Genomic DNA, 19,251 nt, shown 5'->3' on the forward strand with positions numbered 1-19,251 from the left:
ATACGCGGTGTGTATAGTCTCCGGCATGTCGATCGGACAGACCTTCCTCGGCCTCCTGGAGGCCACCCCCCGCCACGGCTACGACATCAAACGCCTCTACGACGAGCGCTTCGGTCACGCCCGCCCGCTCGCGTACGGGCAGGTCTACGCCACCCTGTCCCGGCTGCTGCGCGGCGGCCTGGTCGAGGTGGAGTCGGTGGAGCCCGGCGAGGGCCCGGAGCGCAAGCGGTACGCGATCACCGAGGCCGGCGTCACCGACGTCACACAGTGGCTGGCCCGGGCCGAGAAGCCCGAGCCGTACCTGCAGAGCACCCTCTACACCAAGGTGGTGCTGGCCCTGCTGACCGGCCGCCCCGCCGCCGACGTGCTCGACGTGCAGCGCTCCGAGCACCTGCGGATGATGCGCGAGCTGACCCGGCGCAAGCGCGACGGCGACCTCGCCGAGCAGTTGGTCTGCGACCACGCGCTGTTCCACCTGGAGGCCGACCTGCGCTGGCTGGAGCTGACCGCCGCCCGCCTCGACGAACTCGCCGCGGCGGTCCGGTCGTGAGCGCGCCGCTGCTGCTCGCCGAGGACCTGCACCGCTCGTTCGGGCCGACCCGGGCGCTCGCCGGGGCGAGCATGCGCGTGCACCCGGGCGAGGTGCTGGCCGTCATGGGCTCGTCGGGCTCCGGCAAGTCCACGCTGCTGCACTGCCTCGCCGGCATCACCCGGCCCGACTCCGGCCGGGTGTACTACGCGGGCCGCGACCTGACGGCGCTGAGCGACGCCGAGCGCAGCGCGCTGCGCCGGGAGGAGTTCGGCTTCGTCTTCCAGTTCGGTCAGCTCGTGCCGGAGCTGACCTGCCTGGAGAACGTCGCGCTGCCGCTGCGGCTGGCCCGGGTCGGCCGCCGCGAGGCGGAGCGGCGGGCCGCCGAGTGGCTGGACCGCCTGGAGGTCACCGAGGTGGCCGGCAAGCGGCCCGGCGAGGTCTCCGGTGGGCAGGGGCAGCGGGTGGCGGTCGCCCGGGCGCTGGTCACCCGGCCACGGGTGGTCTTCGCCGACGAGCCGACCGGCGCGCTCGACTCGCTCAACGGCGAGCGGGTCATGCGGCTGCTGACCGCCGCCGCCCGGGACACCGGGGCGGCCGTGGTGCTGGTGACCCACGAGGCGCGGGTGGCCGCGTACTCCGATCGGGAGGTCGTGGTCCGCGACGGCCGCACCCGGGACCTGGAGGTCGCGGCGTGACGCGGCTGCGCGACCGCGCGGCCGATCTGGTCATGGGCGCCCGGATGGCGTTCACGGGCGGCCGGGACGGCTGGCTGCGGGCCGTGCTCACCGCGGTCGGCGTCGGCGTGGGGGTGGCGATGCTGCTGCTCGCCGCCGCGGTGCCCGGCGCGCTGGACGCCCGGCAGGCGCGCGGCGACGCCCGCGACGACCTGCGGATGGGCGAGAAGATCCCGGCCGCCGCGAACACCCTGCTGATCCGCCAGACCGACACCGAGTTCCGGGGGCAGCCGGTGCGCGGCCGGGTGCTGCGGCCCGAGGGACCGGCCGCACCGGCGCCGCCGGGGGTGGCCGCGCTGCCCCGCGCCGGCGAGGTGCTGGTCTCCCCCGCCCTGCGCGACCTGCTCGGCTCCGCCGACGGCGCGCTGTTCGCCCCCCGCCTCGGCGGCGCCACGGTCACCGGCGTCATCGCCGACGAGGGGCTGGCCGGTCCCCGCGAGCTGGCCTACTACCTGGGCAGCGGCACCCTCGCCCCCGACGACGCGACCCGGCTGGACGCGTTCGGTGGCGGACTGCCCGGCGAGGCCTTCGACCCGGTGCTGATGGTGCTGGTGGTCGTCATCTTCGTGGTCCTGCTGCTGCCCATCGCGGTGTTCCTCGGCGCGGCGGTGCGCTTCGGCGGGGAGCGGCGCGACCGGCGGCTGGCCGCGCTGCGGCTGGTCGGCGCCGACGCCGCGATGGTCCGCCGGATCGCCGCCGGGGAGGCCGCCGCCGGCGCGCTGCTCGGCGTCGCGGCCGGCGGCGTGCTCTTCGCGCTCGGCCGGCAGGTGGTCCCGCTGGTCACCCTCATGGACCTCAGCGTGTACGCCGCCGACGTGCGCCCGCCGCTGCCGCTGGTGGCCGCCGTCGTGCTGGCGGTGCCGGCGCTCGCCGTCGTGGTGACGCTGGTGTCGATGCGCGCCGTGCTGGTCGAGCCGCTCGGGGTGACCCGGCGCGCCACGCCGGTGCGCCGCCGGCTGGTGTGGCGGCTGCTGCTGCCGGCCGCCGGGCTCGGGCTGCTGCTGGCCGGCGCCGCCGGAATCGCGCCGCTGGGCAGCGAGCGGCAGACCGCAGCCGGCGCCGTGCTGCTGCTGGTCGGCGTGGTCACCCTGCTGCCCTGGCTCACCGACCTGCTCGTACGCCGGCTGCGCGGTGGTCCCGTCGCGTGGCAGCTCGCGGTGCGCCGCCTCCAGCTCGACAGCGCCGCCTCGGCGCGGCTGGTCAACGGCATCGCGGTCGCCGTGGCGGGCACCATCGGGTTGCAGATGCTCTTCGCCGGCGTCGCCGGCCGGTTCACCTTCGACACCGGGCAGGACACCGCCCGCGCCCAGGTGCAGGTGCAGTTCCCGGCACGGCCGGACGCCCCGGCGGCCCTGGACCGACTGTCCGACGTCCCCGGGGTGACCGCCAGCACCGCCACCCTGACCACCTCGATCACGGCAGACGACGCGTACGGCATGCTGCGCATCGGCGACTGCGCGGCGCTGGCCGAGTTCGCCCGGCTCGGCCGGTGCGCCGACGGCGACGTGTTCCTGGTGCGCGATCCCGAGGGTCAGCCGGCCGGCGTCGGGCCGGGCGCCCCGGTGGTGGTCGCAGCCGCCGAGGGGGTGACCTGGCCGGTGCCGTCCACCGCCCGGGAGGTGCCGGTGCGCAGCGACCCGTCCGGCTACCGGCAGGGCGGGGTGCTGGTCACTCCCGGCGCGGTCGACGCCGCCCGGCTGGGGCCGCTGCGCGCGGAGGCGTACCTGCGCTTGGCCGCCGACCAGCCGGACGCGGTGGAGCACGTGCGCAACGCCGCCATCGGGGCCGACCCGTACGCCTCGGTGCTGACGCTGACCGAGAACCGCCAGGCCAGCCAGTTCGTCAACGTCCAGCGGGGTCTCTACATCGGCGCGGTGGTCACCCTGCTGCTGATCGGGGCCAGCATGCTGGTCGGCGTGCTGGAGCAGCTGCGGGAGCGCCGCCGGTTGCTGGCGATGCTGGTCGCGGTGGGCACCCGGCGCTCCACGCTGAGCTGGTCTGTGCTGTGGCAGAGCGCCGTGCCGGTGGTGATCGGGCTCGCCCTGGCGGTCGTGTTCGGGCTCGGCCTCGGCGCGGTGCTGCTGCGCATGGTGCAGACGCCGGTGACGGTCGCCTGGCCGGCGCTGGGCATCTCCACCGGCCTCGGGGCGGCCGTGGTGCTGCTGGTCACCGGGCTCAGCCTGCCGGCGCTGTGGCGGCTGACCCGACCCGACGGCATCCGCACCGAGTGAGGCGGCGCCCGCCCCGGGCGGTGTGGCTTCCGGCCGGGGCGGCGTCAGGCGCGGTCCCGGGCGGTGCACGCCGGCCGGGGCCGTGTCAGGCGCGGGCCGCCGGTCGCGGGCGGGCGCCGCGCCGTAAACTGGTGGGCCTGTAGCGGACGCCGACAGGGGCGTCGCGAACGCGCGTCAAGCAGCGGCGCCGGTCCCGGATCCGAACGTGGATCCGGTACAGCGGTCCGTGCCCTCGGACCGCCACCACGCGCTGTCCGGCTCCGCCGGAGTACCACCGCGCCGTTCGCCGAGGACGAGTGACGCCATGCCGCAGCCACCGCTGGATCTCACCGACGCCGTCATCCGGCTCGGGGCGATCCGTCACGACGAGTCCGATCTGGACACCGTCCTGGCCCGGATCGCCGCGGTCGCCAAGGAGAGCATCCCGGGCACCCGGGAGGTGTCGGTGACACTGGTGCACGGCACCGAGGCGCACACCGCCGCGTTCACCGGCGAGCTGGCGCTGCGTCTCGACGAGTGGCAGTACGAGCAGGGCCGGGGACCCTGCCTGGACGCCGCCACCACCGGCACGACCATGGTCGTGCACGACATGGCCAGCGAGAGCCGCTGGCCGGAGTGGGCCCGGGCCGCGCACGCGGCGGGCGCCGGCAGCTCGATGTCCATCGGCCTGCCGATCCAGGAGGCCGTGGTGGGAGCGCTGAACGTCTACGGCGCCGAACCCGGCGCGTTCGACGACGTCACGGCGGCGGCCCAGACGTTCGCCGGCTACGCCGCGATCGCCCTGGCCAACGCCCACCTCTACGAGAGCACGGCGACGCTGGCGCAGCAGATGCGGGTGGCCATGGAGAGCCGCGCCGTCATCGAGCAGGCCAAGGGGATCATCATGGGTCAGCGACGGTGCACGGCGGAGGAGGCGTTCAGCATCCTCGCGAAGATCTCGCAGAACTCCAACCGGAAGCTACGCGACGTCGCGGAGGCCCTGGTTCGCAGCGCCGCCGCGGGACGGCACCGCTAGGGCGGCGTCACGGTTGCCGGCCGATGGCCCGGTCGACGAGTGCCGCGGCCACGTCCCGGACCTTGCGGTTGCTGTCTTGGGAGACCTTGGACAGCAGCGCGAACGCCTCCTCGGGCGTGCACCGCCGCTCGCCCATGATGATCCCCTTGGCCTGCTCGATGACCGCGCGGCTCTCCATCGCGGTGCGCATCTGCCGGGCCAGGGTGGTGGTGCTCTCGTAGAGGTGGGCGTTGGCCAAGGCGACGGCCGCGTACGCCGCGAAGGTCTTCGCCAGCTCGATCCCCTCCGGGTCGAAGGCGTGCGGCCGGGTGCCGTAGACGTTGAGCGTGCCGACCACGGCCTCCTGGATCGGCAGTCCCATGGAGAGCGAACTGTGCACCCCCCGGTCGCGGGCCTCGGCGGCCCATGCCGGCCACCGGTTCTCGGTGGCCATGTCCGGCAGGCTCAGCACGCCCCCGCTGACCGACGCGTCGAGGCAAGGGCCCCCGCCGTGCGCGTACTGCCACTCGTCGAGTTCCCGCGCCATCGCGCTGGTGTACGCGAGACTCTGCGGGGCCTCGCCCCGCAGCAGCGTCACGGAGACGTCCTCGGCGCCGGGGACGCCCCGCCGGGCCAGCGCCGCGATCTGCGACATGACCGCTTCCAGGCTGGCTTCCCCGAGCCGGATCCGGCCGAGCTCGGCGAGCGCCTCCCGGGGGTCCAGCGGGCTCTGCTCCATCGGGTGGGCCCCCTTCACGGTCGGAGCGCCGACCGCCCGTGCCGGGATCGGCTGTGCACGGCCCCAACCTACCGGCCGGCCGGTCCCGCGCGCAGAAGCGCCGGCCCCCCGCGTGCCCGGATGTGTGCGGGCCCCGGAGCGCGGGTAGCGTCTGACCCGGGTCAAGACATGCGCCCCCAGGGCACGGTGCCCCACCGCCAGCGCGGTGGACCGCCGGCCCGCCACCCCGTCGTCCATTGCCGGGAGGCGTCATGTCGACCGCACGACCGTCACCCGATGCGACGGTGCACGCGACCGGAACGGGTCGTGTCCGCCGCGCGGCCCCGCCCGTCGTCTCCCTCTCCGTGACCGTGCAGCGCACGACCCGGGTCGTCGAGGTCCGTGGTGAGCTCGACATGAGCAGCGCCCACCTGCTGGTCGAGTTCGTGGAGCTGTTCTGCGGTGGGCACGCGGGCGAGGTCCGGCTCGACCTGTCCGGGGTCACCTTCTTCAGCGCCCACGGCATCACCGCGCTGCTGCGGGTGCGGCAGGCGGTGGGCCTCGCCGGTGGCCACCTCGCGTTGCCCGACCCCGCCCCCTGCGTACGCCGCCTGCTGGACCTGAGCGGGGCCGCTCGGGAACTCCCTCCCGACGGCGGGTCGCGCACCGCCGCGCGGCCCACGCCCCGGCGGTCGCCGTCGGCGTACCTCGTGTCGGACTGATCGGCCGGGACTGCCCGCGCGCTCGCGCGGGGCCGGCGGCGCGACGCCGCCGTGGCGATCCGCGTCACCGCCGCCACGGCGGTCCCGTGACCGGCGACCCGGGGGATCCGCTCAGGCCGGTCGCGGCGGCGGCTCGACGCGGGTGAGCAGCTCGGCGAGGTGCACGGCCCGCACGGGCGACCGACGCCGACGCAGGCCCGTGCGCAACTGCCGCAGGCAGCCCGGGTTGACCGCCACCACCAGGTCCACCCCCGCGGCCTCGATCTCGTCGAGCTTCGCGTCCAGGATCCGCCGCGACTCCTTCGGCCGCAGCAGCGAGTACGTGCCGGCGGCGCCGCAGCAGGCGGCCGCCGACGGCAGCTCGACGTAGTCGGCGACCTGGCGCAGCAGCGTCCGGGGCTCGGCGAAGACGCCGAGGCCGTTGCGCAGATGGCAGGAGTCCTGGAGGGCGACCCGGGCGCGCCGCCCGCCCACCCGCAGCTCGGCCCCGGCGGGCCGGTCGGCGAGCCAGGTGGACAGCTCGCGCACCCGGTCCCGGCCGAGCACGGCGGCGAGGTGCGCGGCGCAGCCGCCGGAGGTGGTGACGATGGTGCCCGGCAGGTCCGCGCCGAGCCGCTCGGCCAGCCGCTCGCCGCCGGCCAGGTCGCCGTTGTGTGCGTGCAGCGCGCCGCAGCAGCCCTGAGCGGTGGGCACGGCCAGCTCGGGGGCGAGCGCGTGCGCCCCCCGGCTGACCGCCGGGAAGAGCCCTCGCTCGACGCAGCCCAGCATGAGCTGCGCGCCCGGCCCGCCGGCGGCGGCGGCCCCGGGGGCGGCCGCCGGAGCGGGTGCCGCGGCCCGGGTCGGCCCGGCCTGTGGGGTGACGGCCCGGCCGCGGGCGGCGCGGCGGACGAGGCCGGACAGCCGCAGCAGCCACCGCTGCTCGACCAGCAGCATCAGCGCCCGGGCCACCAGCGGTCGCCGCCAGCCCCGCCACTGGTGCACCCGCCACTGCTCCAGCAGGCTGCCGTACTCCACCCCGGCCGGGCAGACCGGTTCGCAGGCCCGGCAGCCCAGGCAGAACGAGGACTGCTCGGCGAGGGTGCCGTCGTCGGGGGGCAGGGTGCCGTCCTGCAACGCCCGCATCAACGTGATCCGCCCGCGCGGCGAGGACGCCTCGTCGCCGGTCATCGCGTACGTGGGGCAGGCCGGCAGGCAGAACCCGCAGGAGATGCAGCGGGACAGCTGCTCGGGGTCGAACACGTCGCCGGTCACGATCCCAGCTTTCCGGGGTTGAGGACGCCCGCCGGGTCGAAGGCACTCTTGATCCGGCGCAGCAGGGCGAGCTGGTCCTCGCCGAGGCGGGCGGCGAGGAACGGCAGTTTCGCCGCCCCCACCCCGTGCTCGCCGGTGATCGTGCCGCCGAGGTCGATGGCGGCGGCGAAGATGTCGGCGAAGGCCGCCTCGGCCCGGCGTACCGCCTCGTGGTCCTCGGCCGAGTCGAGCACGCAGGTGGGGTGCAGGTTGCCGTCACCGGCGTGGCCGAAGGTGGCGATGGCGACGTCGTGCCGGGCCGCGACGGCGTCGATCCGGTCGACCATCTCGGCGATGCGCGGCCGGGGCACGGTCGCGTCCTCCAGGATGGTCACCCCGCCCCGGCGGGACAGCGCCGGCAGCGCACAGCGCCGGGCGGCCAGCAGCGCCTCGGCCTGGGCGACCTCGCGGGCCGTGGTGACCTCCACCGCGCCGGCCTCGACGCAGGCCGTGCCGATCCGGTCCAGGTGGGCGGCGACCAGGTCCGGCGGGCCGTCGTCGCCGAAGAGCAGCAGGGCACCGGCGTCGGCGCGCAGCCCCAGGTGGGCGAAGTCCTCCACGGCCCCGATGCAGGCCCGGTCGAGGAACTCCAGCGTCGCCGGCACCACGCCGGCCCGGATCACCCGGGCGACGGCCTCCCCCGCGTCGGCCAGCGTCGGGAAGTACGCGACCCCGGTGTTCGCCGACGCCGGGGCGGGCAGCAGCGCCACGGTCGCCTCGGTGATCACGGCGAGGGTGCCCTCGGAGCCGGTGAGCAGCCGGGTCAGGTCGTAGCCGGCGACGTCCTTCCACAGCCGCCCGCCGGTGCGGATCACCTCGCCGGTGGGCAGCACCGCCTCCAGGCCCAGCACGTAGTTGCGGGTCACGCCGTACTTCAGCCCGCGCAGCCCGCCCGCGCAGGTGGCGATGGTGCCGCCGACGGTGGCGACGGTCCGGCTGCCGGGGTCGGGCGCCCAGAGCAGGCCCCGGGCGGCGGCCGCGTCGGCCAGGGCGGCGCTGGTCACGCCCGGTTGCGTCCGGGCGAGCAGCTCGTCCGCGCTGACCTCCAGGATGGCGTTGAGCCGGGTCAGCACCAGCACGATCCCGCCGCGCAGCGGCACGGTCGCGGCGCACAGGTTGGAGCCGGCGCCGCGGGGCACCACGGGCACCCGGTGCCGGGTGGCGAGTGCCAGCACCGCGGCGACCTCGGCGGTGTCGGCCGGGAAGACCACCGCGTCGGGCCGGTGCGAGAACAGCGGCGTCGCGTCCCGGGCGTACGCCACGAGATCGCCGGCCGCGTCGTGCACGTGGGACGGGCCGACGATGCCGCGCAGTTCGGCGAGGACGGTCGCGGACAGCGCCATGCCCACCCTTCCCGGCGCCGGTCGCGCCTGTAGCTTTTTGCCGGCCTATGACCGGCTGTCTGGCGACAGTTTTCACCGATCATAGAGAGCCGGGCAGCTCGGGTGAAGACGACGGCCCGTCCTGCCGTCAGCGCGGCGGCAGGTGCTCGCGCAGCGCGGCGAACTCGGCCACCGTGAGGAAGGACGGATTGGCCCCCTGCGGCTGCCGCAGCACCTCCGCGCCGCCCAGCCGCGCGTCGCCCCGGAGGCACGCACGGGGCACCCGGTGCGCCTCGTCGAGGACCGTCAGGTCCAACGGCACCGTCCAGGCCGCGCCCGGCTCACCCGGCACCGCGGCGGCGGCCACCAGCCCCACACCCCAGACGCCGTACGCGAGCCGCCCGCGGCTGCCACTGGCCCAGAGGACCACCGGCTGACCGGCGCGCATCAGCCGGGCCCGGTAGCCGGGGCGTACGCACCAGCCCGTCACCCGCGGATCGCGGGCGAAGCGGCCGGCCAGGTCGACCCGGTCCGCGTTGCCCTTGATCAGCCACGCGCCGAGGTCGTCGAGGTGCACCCGTCGGTCGGTCACCCCCTCATCCTCGCCCGGATCCCGGCCGGCCGCCCGACCGGCCGGGACCCGTCGTCAGGCGACGTGGCGCAGGTAGCCCGCGACCGACGCGTCCAGGACCTCCCGGCCGGGCCGGGCCCACACCTCGGCCGAGAAGACCTCCACCTCGACCAGCCCGGTGTAGCCGGCCTCGTCCACGGCCTCCCGCAGCCGGCGCAGCTCGATGCAGCCGTCCCCGGGCAGGGCCCGGCCGAGCAGCACCCCCTCGGGCAGCGGGGTGACCCAGTCGCACACCTGGAACGCGGCGATCCGCGCCCCCGCCCGGGCGATTTGCGCGTACACCGTGTCGTCCCACCACACGTGGTAGGCGTCGACGACGACCCCGACCACGCCCGGGTCGAACCGCTCGGCGATGTCGAGCGCCTGGCCGAGGGTCGACACCACGCAGCGGTCGGCGCAGAACATCGGGTGCAGCGGCTCGATCGCCAGCCTCACCCCCGCCGCGGCGGCGTGCGGGGCCAGCTCGGCGATCGCGTCGGCCACCCGGTGGCGGGCGCCGTCGACGTCCCGGCTGCCCGCCGGCAGACCACCGGAGACCAGCACGAGGACCGAGGTGCCGAGGGTGGCGGCCTCCTCGATGGCCCGCAGGTTCTCCTCCCGCCAGCCGTCGGCGGTGAAGAAGCCGCCCCGGCAGAGCGACGTCACCTCAAGGCCGGCGTCGCGGACCAGCTTCGCGGCGCGGGCCAGCCCGTGTTCGGCGACCGGCTCCCGCCACAACCCGATCCCCGGCACACCGGCGGCGACGCAACCGGCGACCACCTCGGGCAGCGGCCAGTGCTGCGACGTGGCCTGGTTGAACGAGAACCGTTCCAGCCCACTCACTGGGGCACCCCCGCGACGGTGAACAGCGCCCGGGCGCGGGCGGCGGCCAGGTCCGCGTCGGGCAGCAGCCCGGCGGCGTCGGCGAGGGTGAGCAGGGTGGCCAGGTGCGCCGGCGAGCGGCCGGTCTGCGCACCGCCGACCATCGTGAAGTGGTCCTGGTGCCCGGCCAGCCAGGCCAGGAAGACGATGCCCGTCTTGTAGTGCCAGGTGGGGGCCGCGAAGATGTGCCGGGCCAGGGGCACGGTCGGCGCGAAGATCGCGTCGTACGCCTCAAGCTCCCCCCGGTCCAGCGCGGCGAGCGCGGCGGCGGCGGCCGGCGCGATCGCGGCGAACACCCCGAGCAGCGCGTCGGAGTGGCCGCTCGCGTCGCCCCGGATCAGCTCCGGGTAGTGGAAGTCGTCGCCGGTGTAGAGGCGCACCCCGGCCGGCAGCCGGCGGCGCAGCGCCACCTCCCGGTCGGCATCCAGCAGGGAGACCTTGATCCCGTCCACCCGGGTGTCGTGGGCCTTGATCAGCCCGATGACGGCGTCGGCGGCCTCGTCGAGGTCCGTCGACCCCCAGTAGCCCGCGAGCGCCGGGTCGAACATCGGGCCGAGCCAGTGCAGCACCACCGGCTCGTCGGCGGCGCTCAGCAGTTCGTCGTACACCCGCAGGTAGTCCTCCGGGCTGCGGGCGGCGGCGGCCAGGTGGCGGCTGCACATCAGCACCGGGCGGGCCCCGGCGGCCCGCACGTCGTCGAGCTGCTCGCGGTAGGCGCGGGTGACCTCGGCCAGGGTCGCCGGGCCGGGCGGGAGCTGGTCCGTGCCGACGCCGGCGACGATCCGCCCGCCGACCGCGCGGGCCTCGGCGGCGCTGCGCCGGATCAGCTCGCGGGTGGCCGGGTAGTCCAGGCCCATGCCGCGCTGCGCGGTGTCCATCGCCTCGGCCACCCCGAAGCCGTACGACCACAGGTGGTGCCGGAACGCCAGGGTGCGGTCCCAGTCCAGCACGGCCGCGGCGCCGGGGACGTTCTCGGCCGTCGGATCGGCCACCACGTGCGCGGCGGCGTACGCGATGCGGCTCGTCGGCGGCCCGGCGGGGCGCGGGAAGCCGGCGCCCCCGGTCAGCCGGTACCGCCGCCCACCGGGCAGCACCACCTCGGCAGCGCTCACAGCTCCACCTCCGTTCGCGACTGCGGGGCTCGCAACCCCGGCTCACTCCTCGCGCTCACAGGTCCACCTTCCGTTCGCGACTGCGGGGCTCGCAGACCCGGCTCACTCCTCGCGCTCACAGCTCCAGCTCCGGGATGTCCAGGCGGGCGCCCTCGCGCGCCGACCGCAGGCCCAGCTCGGCGAGCTGCACGCCGCGCGCGCCGGCCAGGAAGTCCCACGGGAACGGCTCGTTGGCGACGACGTGCCGCAGGAACGCCTCCCACTGCACCTTGAAGCCGTTGTCGAACTCCTCGTTGTCCGGCACCTCCGTCCACTGTGACCGGAAGGGCTCGGTGACCGGCAGGTCGGGGTTCCACACCGGCTTCGGGGTGACCGCCCGGTGCTGCACCCGGCAGCTGCGCAGGCCGGCCACGGCGCTGCCCTCGGTGCCGTCGACCTGGAACTCGACCAGTTCGTCGCGGTGCACCCGGACGCACCACGAGGAGTTGAGCTGCGCGACCACGCCGCCGTCGAGCTCGAAGATGCCGTACGCGGCGTCGTCGGCCGTCGCCGGGTACGTGCGGCCCGCCTCGTCGACCCGCTGCGGCACGTGCGTGGCGGTGAGGCAGGAGACCGTACGCACCCGGCCGAAGAGCTCCTCCAGCACGTACTGCCAGTGCGGGAACATGTCCACGACGATGCCGCCGCCGTCCTCGCTGCGGTAGTTCCAGGACGGGCGCTGCGCCGGCTGCCAGTCGCCCTCGAACACCCAGTAGCCGAACTCCCCGCGCACCGACAGGATCCGGCCGAAGAAGCCGCCGTCGATGAGCCGCTTGAGCTTGCGCAGCCCGGGCAGGAAGAGCTTGTCCTGCACCACCCCGGTACGCACGCCGGCGGCGCGCGCCGCCCGGGCCAGGTCGAGGGCGCCCTCGGTGTCCTCGGCCAGCGGCTTCTCGGTGTAGATGTGCTTGCCGGCGTCCAGCGCCCGGCGGATCGCCTTCTCCCGCTGCTGGGTGACCTGGGCGTCGAAGTAGATCTCGACGTCGTCGCGGGCCAGCGCGGCGCTGAGGTCGGTGGTCCAGTCGGTCAGCCCGTGCCGCTCGGCGATCTCGCGGAGCTTGGTCTCGCTGCGCCCGACCAGGACGGGCTCGGGCCAGATCGACGTGCCGTCGGCCAGGGGCACGCCGCCCTGCTCGCGGATGGCGAGCAGGGAGCGCACCAGGTGCTGCCGGTAGCCCATCCGGCCGGTGACGCCGTTGACGATGATGCCTATCGACCTGCGGGTCATGGTGTTCCTTCCCTCCGCGGGCGCCTCCGACCGGGACGGCGGCGGGCGGCGACCTGTTCCACGCCTGCGCCGCCGCCGGGAGGCCCCCGGCGGCGGATCCAGGCAAGCGCTTTCCTGGGCAGCGTAGGGAACGCCTCCCTCCTCAGGCAAGGGGCTGTCCGCCCCGTCACGCGACCGTCGTCGCCCGCCGGGCCGCGCGGGCGGGCGCCGGAGCGGGGAAGCGCTCTCGCTGCGGTACGGTGACGGATGGCCGGCACCGGGGCGCGGCCGTCGAGAAACGACCGAGGGGGCGGCAGTGGCGACCCTGTCCGACGTGGCCCGGCGGGCGGGGGTCTCGCCCGCGACGGCCTCCCGGGTGATCAACGGCAGCAGCAAGCCCGTCACCGAGGAACTCCGCGAGCGCGTGCTCCGCGCCGTCGCCGAACTGCAGTACGTGCCGAACGCGCACGCCCAGCTGCTGGCCCGCTCGCACCGCGTGGCGGTGGGCGTCATCGTGCACGACGTCTCCGACCCCTACTTCGCCGAGATCACCCGGGGCCTGCAACGGGTCGCCACCGACCAGGGCCGGCTGCTGATGATCTGCAACAGCTACCGCGACCCGGACCGCGAGCTGGAGTACGTCGAGCTGCTGCGCGGCCAGCAGGTCGCCGCGATCATCCTGGCCGGCTCGGGCTACCACGACGCCACCTTCACCCGCCTGCTCAACGAGAAGCTCGCCGCGTACGAGGCGACCGGCGGACGGGTCGCGGTCATCGGCCGGCACGAGCACTCCGGCGACGCGGTGATGCCGGACAACCGCGCCGGCGGCCGGTTGATCGGCGCGGAACTGTACGAGCTGGGGCACCGCGCGATCGGGGTGGTGGCCGGGCCGGCGGTGCTCACCACCACCACCGACCGGCTCACCGGGCTCCGGGAGTCCCTCGCCGCGCACGGGCTGAGCCTGCCCGAGCACCGGGTGCGGCACGCCGAGTTCGACCGCGACGGCGGCGTCGCCGCCACCGCCGCGCTGCTCGACGCCGACCCCGAACTGACCGCCGTCGTGGCGCTCAACGACTCGATGGCGATCGGCGCGCTGGCGCTGCTGCGTTCCCGGTCGGTGGCGGTGCCCCGGCAGATGTCGGTCATCGGCTTCGACGACATGCCGATCGCCCGGGACGTCACCCCGGCGCTGACCACCGTCCGGCTGCCCCTGGTCGAGATGGGGGCCCGCGCGATGTCGCTGGCGCTCGACCCGGGGGCCGCGGCGCCCCGCGTCGAGGTGCTGCCCGCCGAGGTGGTGCGCCGGGACAGCACCGGGCCGGCCCCCGAGGTCACCCCGGTCCGCCCCCGGGAGGTCAGATGATGAAGTGGGTCCAGTAGGCGAGCCAGGTCACGAAGAGCGCGCCCTGGAGCAGGGCCAGGGCGGCGGTCAGCCAGGCGTCGGCGCCCGCCTGCCGGGCCCAGCGGGCCAGCACGAGGGCGACCGGGAAGACGGCTAGCAGATAGCGCAGCAGGCTCTTGTACACCGGCGGGCCCATCGACAGCGGCACCAGGACCATGATCAGCCCGTACACGAGATACGGCAGCCCGAGCCGGCGGGCGCCCGCGAGCAGGACCGCCAGCACCAGCACGGCGACCCACACCCGCAGGGCGTCGCGGGGCGGGGTGTCGGTCAGACCGTGCCACAGCACCGCCAGCGGGTTCTGCACCCGGATGCCCCAGCCCTTCTCCTGGGCGTGCTTGTAGGCGAACCAGTCGCCGCTCTGCCACCGGCAGAACGCCATGAAGACCAGCCAGCCGGCGGGCACCAACGCCAGCGGCCAGCCGACGCGGACGTACGCCCACCACGCGCGCGGACCCAGCCGATAGCCGTGCTGCCGCAGCAGCACCAGGGCCAGCGGGAGCACCACGACGAACCCGACCGAGCGGCTCATCGCCAGGAAGAAGCCGACGACGCCCACGAGCAGCCAGCGCCGCCGCTCCGCGTGGTGGAAGGCGGCGAGCGCGAGGCAGAGGAACAGCGACTCCGTCAGCGCCGCCTGGAACAGGAACCCGGCCGGCAGCAGCACGAGGTAGCGGACGAACCGGCGGGCGGAGGCGTCGTCGCCGAGCAGCCGCTCGCCCAGCCGGTGGGCGTAGAAGAGCATCAGCAGGAACGCGACGTTGGCGACGAGCAGCAACGCCAGCGCGGTGTCCCCGCCCAGCAGCGGGGCCAGCGGCCGGGCCAGGAACGGATAGAGCAGGGGAAAGCCGAAGTCGCGCCACGGCTCGTCGAGCGGGAGCTGCGCCAGGCGGTCGTAGAGGAAGGAGTCCCAGGCGAACCAGAGCGCGACCGCGCGGTGCCCGGAGACCGCCCGCTGCTGCTCGCGCATCATCGTCTCGTCCGGCGGCGGGGCCCAGGGCACGTCGTCGAACGCGCTCAGCGCGAGCACCCCGAGGGCGCTGAGCACGATCTTCGTACCGAAGAAGACGGCGAGGACGAACAGCCACGGCGTCGGTATCCGGCCTGCGGCCCGCGACGCCGCCCGCCGCAGGTCGTGCCCGCGCCCGGCCAGCCGGGCGGGCAGGCCACGCCACCGCCGGTCCGAGACGGCCCGCCCACTGTCCATCACGCGTCTCCCGATCCGGCCGCCCGAACGGTGCCACATCCCCGTTCCCGGGCCGTTGACACGTCCGCGCGACCGCGGGTGCGGAACCGGGAGCCGGGCGCGTCGGCGGCCCTCCCGGGCGGTCCGTCCCGTCGGGGTGTCCCGGGAGCGGACGGCAATCCGGGGTGAGTTCGGGCCGGTGCCGGGTAAGCGGGCCGCCTCCGGGAGGCGGAAGCAGGGGGCGACGGGCATGGGCGAAGAGCGCGGCACGGTGGTCATCGGCGCGGGGCCGGCGGGCCTGACCACGGCGTACGAGTTGCTCCGGCAGGACAGCCCGGTCCGGGTGTTCGAGGCCGACGAGGTGGTGGGCGGCATCAGCCGCACCGTCGAGCGGGACGGGTGGCGCTTCGACATCGGCGGGCACCGGTTCTTCACGAAGGTGGCCCGGGTCGAGGAGTTCTGGCACGAGATCCTGCCCGACGAGGACTTCCTGCTACGGCCCCGGATGAGCCGCATCTACTACCGGGGCGCCCTGTTCGACTACCCGCTGAGCGCGACGAACGCCCTGCGCAACCTCGGCGTGCGGGAGGCCGTGCTGTGCATGGGCTCGTACGCGCGGGCCCGGCTGCGCCCGCCGAAGGACCAGTCGCACTTCGAGGGTTGGGTCTCGGCCCGGTTCGGCTGGCGCCTCTACTCGATGTTCTTCAAGACGTACACCGAGAAGGTCTGGGGCATGCCGGCCGACCGGTTGCAGGCCGACTGGGCCGCGCAGCGGATCAAGAACCTGTCGTTGGCCAAGGCGGTCCGCAACGCGGTGCTGCCCAAACGCAACCGCAAGGACGTGACCAGCCTGATCGAGGAGTTCCAGTACCCGAAGCTCGGCCCGGGCATGATGTGGGAACGCTGCGCCGAGGAGGTGCGCCGGCGCGGGGGCCGGGTGGACACCGGCACCTGGGTGACCGCCGTGCACCGGGACCCGGAGCGCCGCCGGGCCGTCGCCGTGACCGTCAACGGGGCCGGCGGGCAGCGTACCGAGCCGGCGGAGCACGTCGTCTCCTCGATGCCGATCTCCGAGCTGGTCGCCGCGCTGCGCCCGGCGGCCCCGCCGGAGGTGCTGGCCGCCGCGGCCGACCTGCGGTACCGGGACTTCCTCACCGTCGCGCTCGTGGTGCCGGAGGAGTTCTCGTTCCCGGACAACTGGATCTACGTGCACGACCCGGCGGTGAAGGTGGGCCGGATCCAGAACTTCGGCTCCTGGTCGCCGCACCTGGTCAAGGACGGCCGCACCTGCCTCGGCCTGGAGTACTTCGTGTTCGAGGACGACGAGACCTGGCGTACGCCGGACGCCGAGCTGATCGCCGCCGCGACCGCCGAACTGGAGCGGCTCGGCCTGGTCCGGCCGGGGGTGGTGGAGGCCGGGTACGTGGTGCGGATGCCGAAGGCGTACCCGGTCTACGACGAGCGCTACCAGCACAACGTCGACGTGATCCGGGACTGGCTGGCGCGCGAGGTGCCCAACGTGCACCCGGTGGGCCGCAACGGCATGCACCGCTACAACAACCAGGACCACTCGATGCTGACGGCGATGCTCACCGCCGAGAACATCGCCTGCGGCACCCGGCACGACGTGTGGTCGGTCAACGTGGAGCAGGACTACCACGAGGAGTCGAGCCACGACGGGGACGGTCACCGGGGCACCGGCCGGGACGCGCCCGTCGTACCGGCCCGGCCCGCCGGCCCGGTCGGCACGACGCTCGACGGTGCCGCCCGGCCCGAACGGCCGGCCCAGGTACGCCTCGGCTGAGCAGACGGCGCGTGCCGATGGCCGAGCCCGGGGTCTTCGCAGCCCGGCGGCGGACCGGCCCGGGCTCAGTGCGCTTCGAGGACGAAGAAGATGAAGCAGATGAACGACGTGCGGCCCACGAGATGCGGGGGCAGAATCTCGCGCGGAGTCTCGGGAGACATGGGGGGTTCGCTGACGACCGAGATGCGGAAGCCCGCGTCGGTGAACGCATCCGTCATCGCGTGCAACGGCCGGTGCCAGTAGGTCAGCTCCGTGCTGTGCCCGTCGAACGTGTAGTCCTCCGACCACCGTGCGAGGGCGAAGTAGTCGGCGTCCGGGTGCACCGCCGTGTAGACCATCGGGTGGTTCACGGACAGGATGAGGCGCCCCCCTGGTCTCAGGACTCGTCGCAGCTCGGCCAGGGGCGCAGTCCAGTCCTTCAGGTAGTGCAGGACCAGGGACACGACGACGTCGTCGAACGCACCGTCGGCGAAGGGAAGCGGCTCGCTGAGGTCGGCGACCAGCAGCGTGGCGTCCTCGCCCAGTCGCCGTTCGGCCAGCTGGACCATCGCGGGGCTGGAGTCGAAGCCGGTCACGATGGCCCCTCGCTCGCGGAGCGCCGCGGACAGGGGACCCGAACCGCAGCCGGCGTCGAGGACCCGTCGGCCGTCCACGTCCCCGGCGAGTCCGATCATCGCGGGCCGCTCGTAGTAGCCGTTGATGAGGTTGGCTTCGTTGTCCGCGGAGTAGCGCTCGGCGAAACTGTCGTAGTGGTCGGCCTTCACCAGGTCGTCTCCCAAACAGGTGCTCCGGGGTCGAATGCACGATCCTGCCATGGAGGCGGAGACACCACGTGCCCCTGCCGCGCGCGGGATCAACCGGATGGGCTCGCTCGTGTCGGTCACTATGGTTGGTCGATGGACGTTGTCAGCACTGCCGACGTCTCGCCGGGCGACCGGTTCGCCTTCTGGCGCGAGGTCAGCGCGAAGCTCTGGGTACCGTACGACCTGGCCCGGGAACGGCAGGCGGAGGCCGGATTCGAGGCGCGGGTCGGCATCAGCGAGTTCGGCCCGGTGCAGGCGACCCTGATGACGACGATGGCGCACTCGGTGCGCCGTACGCCCCGGCTGATCCGGCAGGCCGATCCGGAAGTGTTCAAGGTGAGCTGCATGGTCAGTGGCAGCGGCACGCTGACGCAGGACGGCAGGCGCGCGGAGTTCGGCGCCGGGGATCTCGTGCTCTACGACACCTCGCGTCCGTACGTGGCCGAACTCCGCCCGGACGATTCGACGAGCCGGATGCTGCTCCTGCGTTTCCCCCGGGCCCTGCTGCCGTTTCCTCCCCGGGAACTGCGCGAACTGAGCGCCGTCCGCATTCCCGGTGCCCGCGGCGTCGGCGCGTTGTCGTCGCGTTTCCTGCTGCAACTCGCCGACCAGATGGACGAACTGACCCCGGCCGAGACCGCGCGTCTGGCCACCCTGACGCTCGACGTGCTGATCACGGCGTTGGCCGACGCGCTGGACACCCGGAACGTCGTCCCCGCGGACACGCGCCGGCGGGCGCTGACCGCCCGCATCCACGCCTTCATCCGCGACCACCTCGGTGACCCGGGCCTGACCCCGAACGTGATCGCCGCGGCGCACCACATCTCCGTGCGTTACCTCCACAGGCTGTTTCAGCGGGAGGGGCACACCGTCGCAGGCTGGATCCGCGAACAGCGCCTCGACCGGTGCCGACGCGACCTCGCCGAAACCCGGCTCGCCGCCCGCCCGGTCAACGCGATCGCCGCCCGGTGGGGATTCACCAGCGCCGCGCACTTCAGCCAGGCGTTCCGCGCCCGTTACGGCCAGTCGCCCTCCGAGTTTCGCCAGCAGTTCCCGACCTTGCACGGAGACTGAACACCTGTGCACCCCGCCACAACGACAGGTGTGGATGCGGCGGGCAGTCTCGTCCCAGGGCCTTGCCGACTCCTCGTGTCCGACGGCCCGGCCGACCGCCGCACACTGGTTCCACGAACGGCCACGCCTCGATACGACACCGTCTGCGGAGGTCCAGACTACGGCACGAGGGGTGGGACGAGCACGGTCGTTTTCGAAGCCGTTCGCGTTACCCGGCAGTTGTGGTGGCGCGAACGGGCACGGTCCGGGATAGCCTTGCCGCATATGGCTACCTATCGCAGCGCCTCAGTGCTCCTATCCTCCGACGGCACCCGGACCCCCGGCACCGCCGCGCTCTTCGCCGAGCCCGCCCGCAAGGGTGGGACCCCGCCGTGGGCGGGCGACTTCCGACCCGCCAACAGCGCCGGCAACGGCCCCAAGAACGCGGTCGGGAAGACCTTCACGTTGGAGTTGCCCGACGGCAGCACCGGCAAGGTCGTGGTCCAGGGCCTCAAGAGCGGGAAGGGAGGCGTCGTGCTGGCGTTGATGGGCGAGGACGCACCCCCCTTCTGATCGCCCACTGACGTCACCGGCTGGAGACGGCCGATAC

At 74.5% G+C, this 19,251-nt stretch carries 18 protein-coding genes; 9 read left to right on the top strand and 9 right to left on the bottom strand.

The window, feature by feature from the left end:
• Positions 1–25 precede the first annotated feature (25 nt).
• The 4 genes from DER29_RS20535 to DER29_RS20550 all read left to right on the top strand — a co-directional run bounded on the left by DER29_RS20535 (position 26) and on the right by DER29_RS20550 (position 4,512).
• A complete protein-coding gene (locus DER29_RS20535; protein ID WP_121398809.1) occupies positions 26–550 on the top strand; it encodes a PadR family transcriptional regulator in 525 nt (174 codons plus the stop codon).
• A complete protein-coding gene (locus DER29_RS20540) occupies positions 547–1,227 on the top strand; it encodes an ABC transporter ATP-binding protein (protein WP_121398810.1) in 681 nt (226 codons plus the stop codon). The genes DER29_RS20535 and DER29_RS20540 overlap by 4 nt, the downstream gene beginning before the upstream one ends.
• Complete coding sequence (locus tag DER29_RS20545) at positions 1,224–3,497, top strand: ABC transporter permease (protein WP_158619064.1); 2,274 nt, start codon at positions 1,224–1,226, stop codon at positions 3,495–3,497. Before DER29_RS20540 ends, DER29_RS20545 begins: the two co-directional genes overlap by 4 nt.
• Before the next feature lie 304 nt (positions 3,498–3,801).
• Complete coding sequence (locus DER29_RS20550) at positions 3,802–4,512, top strand: GAF and ANTAR domain-containing protein (RefSeq protein ID WP_121398811.1); 711 nt, start codon at positions 3,802–3,804, stop codon at positions 4,510–4,512.
• A gap of 7 nt (positions 4,513–4,519) precedes the next feature.
• Here DER29_RS20550 and DER29_RS20555 read toward each other — a convergent pair whose 3' ends face one another.
• A complete protein-coding gene (locus tag DER29_RS20555; RefSeq protein WP_121399368.1) occupies positions 4,520–5,230 on the bottom strand; it encodes a GAF and ANTAR domain-containing protein in 711 nt (236 codons plus the stop codon).
• A 251-nt stretch (positions 5,231–5,481) separates the two neighbouring features.
• On the opposite strand from DER29_RS20555, the gene DER29_RS20560 reads away from it, so the two are divergent.
• Entirely contained in the window at positions 5,482–5,931 is a 450-nt protein-coding gene (locus DER29_RS20560; RefSeq protein WP_121398812.1) for an STAS domain-containing protein, read from the top strand.
• Between the two features lie 111 nt (positions 5,932–6,042).
• Here the strand turns inward: DER29_RS20560 and DER29_RS20565 are convergent, their stop codons facing one another.
• The 6 genes from DER29_RS20565 to DER29_RS20590 form a co-directional block, all read right to left on the bottom strand.
• The gene (locus DER29_RS20565) at positions 6,043–7,182 is read right to left on the bottom strand and encodes a (Fe-S)-binding protein (RefSeq protein WP_199729375.1); all 1,140 of its coding nucleotides are present in this window, start codon (positions 7,180–7,182) and stop codon (positions 6,043–6,045) included.
• The gene (locus DER29_RS20570) at positions 7,179–8,564 is read right to left on the bottom strand and encodes an FAD-binding oxidoreductase (protein WP_121398813.1); all 1,386 of its coding nucleotides are present in this window, start codon (positions 8,562–8,564) and stop codon (positions 7,179–7,181) included. Before DER29_RS20570 ends, DER29_RS20565 begins: the two co-directional genes overlap by 4 nt.
• A gap of 127 nt (positions 8,565–8,691) precedes the next feature.
• Positions 8,692–9,135 (bottom strand): hypothetical protein, encoded by a 444-nt coding sequence (locus DER29_RS20575; RefSeq protein ID WP_121398814.1) that lies wholly within the window; start codon positions 9,133–9,135, stop codon positions 8,692–8,694.
• 54 nt (positions 9,136–9,189) lie between these two features.
• Positions 9,190–9,987, bottom strand: a complete 798-nt coding sequence (locus tag DER29_RS20580) for a sugar phosphate isomerase/epimerase (protein WP_121399369.1) — start codon at positions 9,985–9,987, stop codon at positions 9,190–9,192.
• Between the two features lie 5 nt (positions 9,988–9,992).
• Positions 9,993–11,147 (bottom strand): dihydrodipicolinate synthase family protein, encoded by a 1,155-nt coding sequence (locus DER29_RS20585; protein WP_121398815.1) that lies wholly within the window; start codon positions 11,145–11,147, stop codon positions 9,993–9,995.
• Positions 11,148–11,262: 115 nt separating this feature from the next.
• Positions 11,263–12,414, bottom strand: coding sequence for a Gfo/Idh/MocA family protein (locus DER29_RS20590; protein WP_121398816.1), 1,152 nt, complete (start codon positions 12,412–12,414; stop codon positions 11,263–11,265).
• Between the two features lie 295 nt (positions 12,415–12,709).
• Here DER29_RS20590 and DER29_RS20600 point away from each other — a divergent pair, with 295 nt between their 5' ends.
• On the top strand, positions 12,710–13,756 hold the full coding sequence (locus tag DER29_RS20600) for a LacI family DNA-binding transcriptional regulator (protein WP_121398818.1): 1,047 nt from the start codon (positions 12,710–12,712) through the stop codon (positions 13,754–13,756).
• On the opposite strand, the gene DER29_RS20605 is transcribed toward DER29_RS20600, so the two are convergent.
• Positions 13,749–15,002, bottom strand: coding sequence for a hypothetical protein (locus DER29_RS20605; RefSeq protein ID WP_233599964.1), 1,254 nt, complete (start codon positions 15,000–15,002; stop codon positions 13,749–13,751). The genes DER29_RS20600 and DER29_RS20605 overlap by 8 nt on opposite strands.
• A 229-nt stretch (positions 15,003–15,231) precedes the next feature.
• Between DER29_RS20605 and DER29_RS20610 the strand changes: the two genes are divergently transcribed.
• The gene (locus DER29_RS20610) at positions 15,232–16,785 is read left to right on the top strand and encodes an NAD(P)/FAD-dependent oxidoreductase (RefSeq protein WP_121398819.1); all 1,554 of its coding nucleotides are present in this window, start codon (positions 15,232–15,234) and stop codon (positions 16,783–16,785) included.
• Positions 16,786–16,850: 65 nt separating this feature from the next.
• On the opposite strand, the gene DER29_RS20615 is transcribed toward DER29_RS20610, so the two are convergent.
• Entirely contained in the window at positions 16,851–17,564 is a 714-nt protein-coding gene (locus tag DER29_RS20615) for a class I SAM-dependent methyltransferase (RefSeq protein ID WP_233599966.1), read from the bottom strand.
• A gap of 117 nt (positions 17,565–17,681) precedes the next feature.
• On the opposite strand from DER29_RS20615, the gene DER29_RS20620 reads away from it, so the two are divergent.
• Both DER29_RS20620 and DER29_RS20625 read left to right on the top strand, forming a co-directional pair.
• Positions 17,682–18,662 (top strand): helix-turn-helix domain-containing protein, encoded by a 981-nt coding sequence (locus tag DER29_RS20620; RefSeq protein ID WP_121398821.1) that lies wholly within the window; start codon positions 17,682–17,684, stop codon positions 18,660–18,662.
• A 288-nt stretch (positions 18,663–18,950) separates the two neighbouring features.
• Positions 18,951–19,214 (top strand): hypothetical protein, encoded by a 264-nt coding sequence (locus DER29_RS20625; protein WP_091635044.1) that lies wholly within the window; start codon positions 18,951–18,953, stop codon positions 19,212–19,214.
• Positions 19,215–19,251: the final 37 nt, after the last annotated feature.

Origin of the sequence: Micromonospora sp. M71_S20 (genome assembly GCF_003664255.1) — a bacterium.
Lineage (GTDB): Bacteria > Actinomycetota > Actinomycetes > Mycobacteriales > Micromonosporaceae > Micromonospora.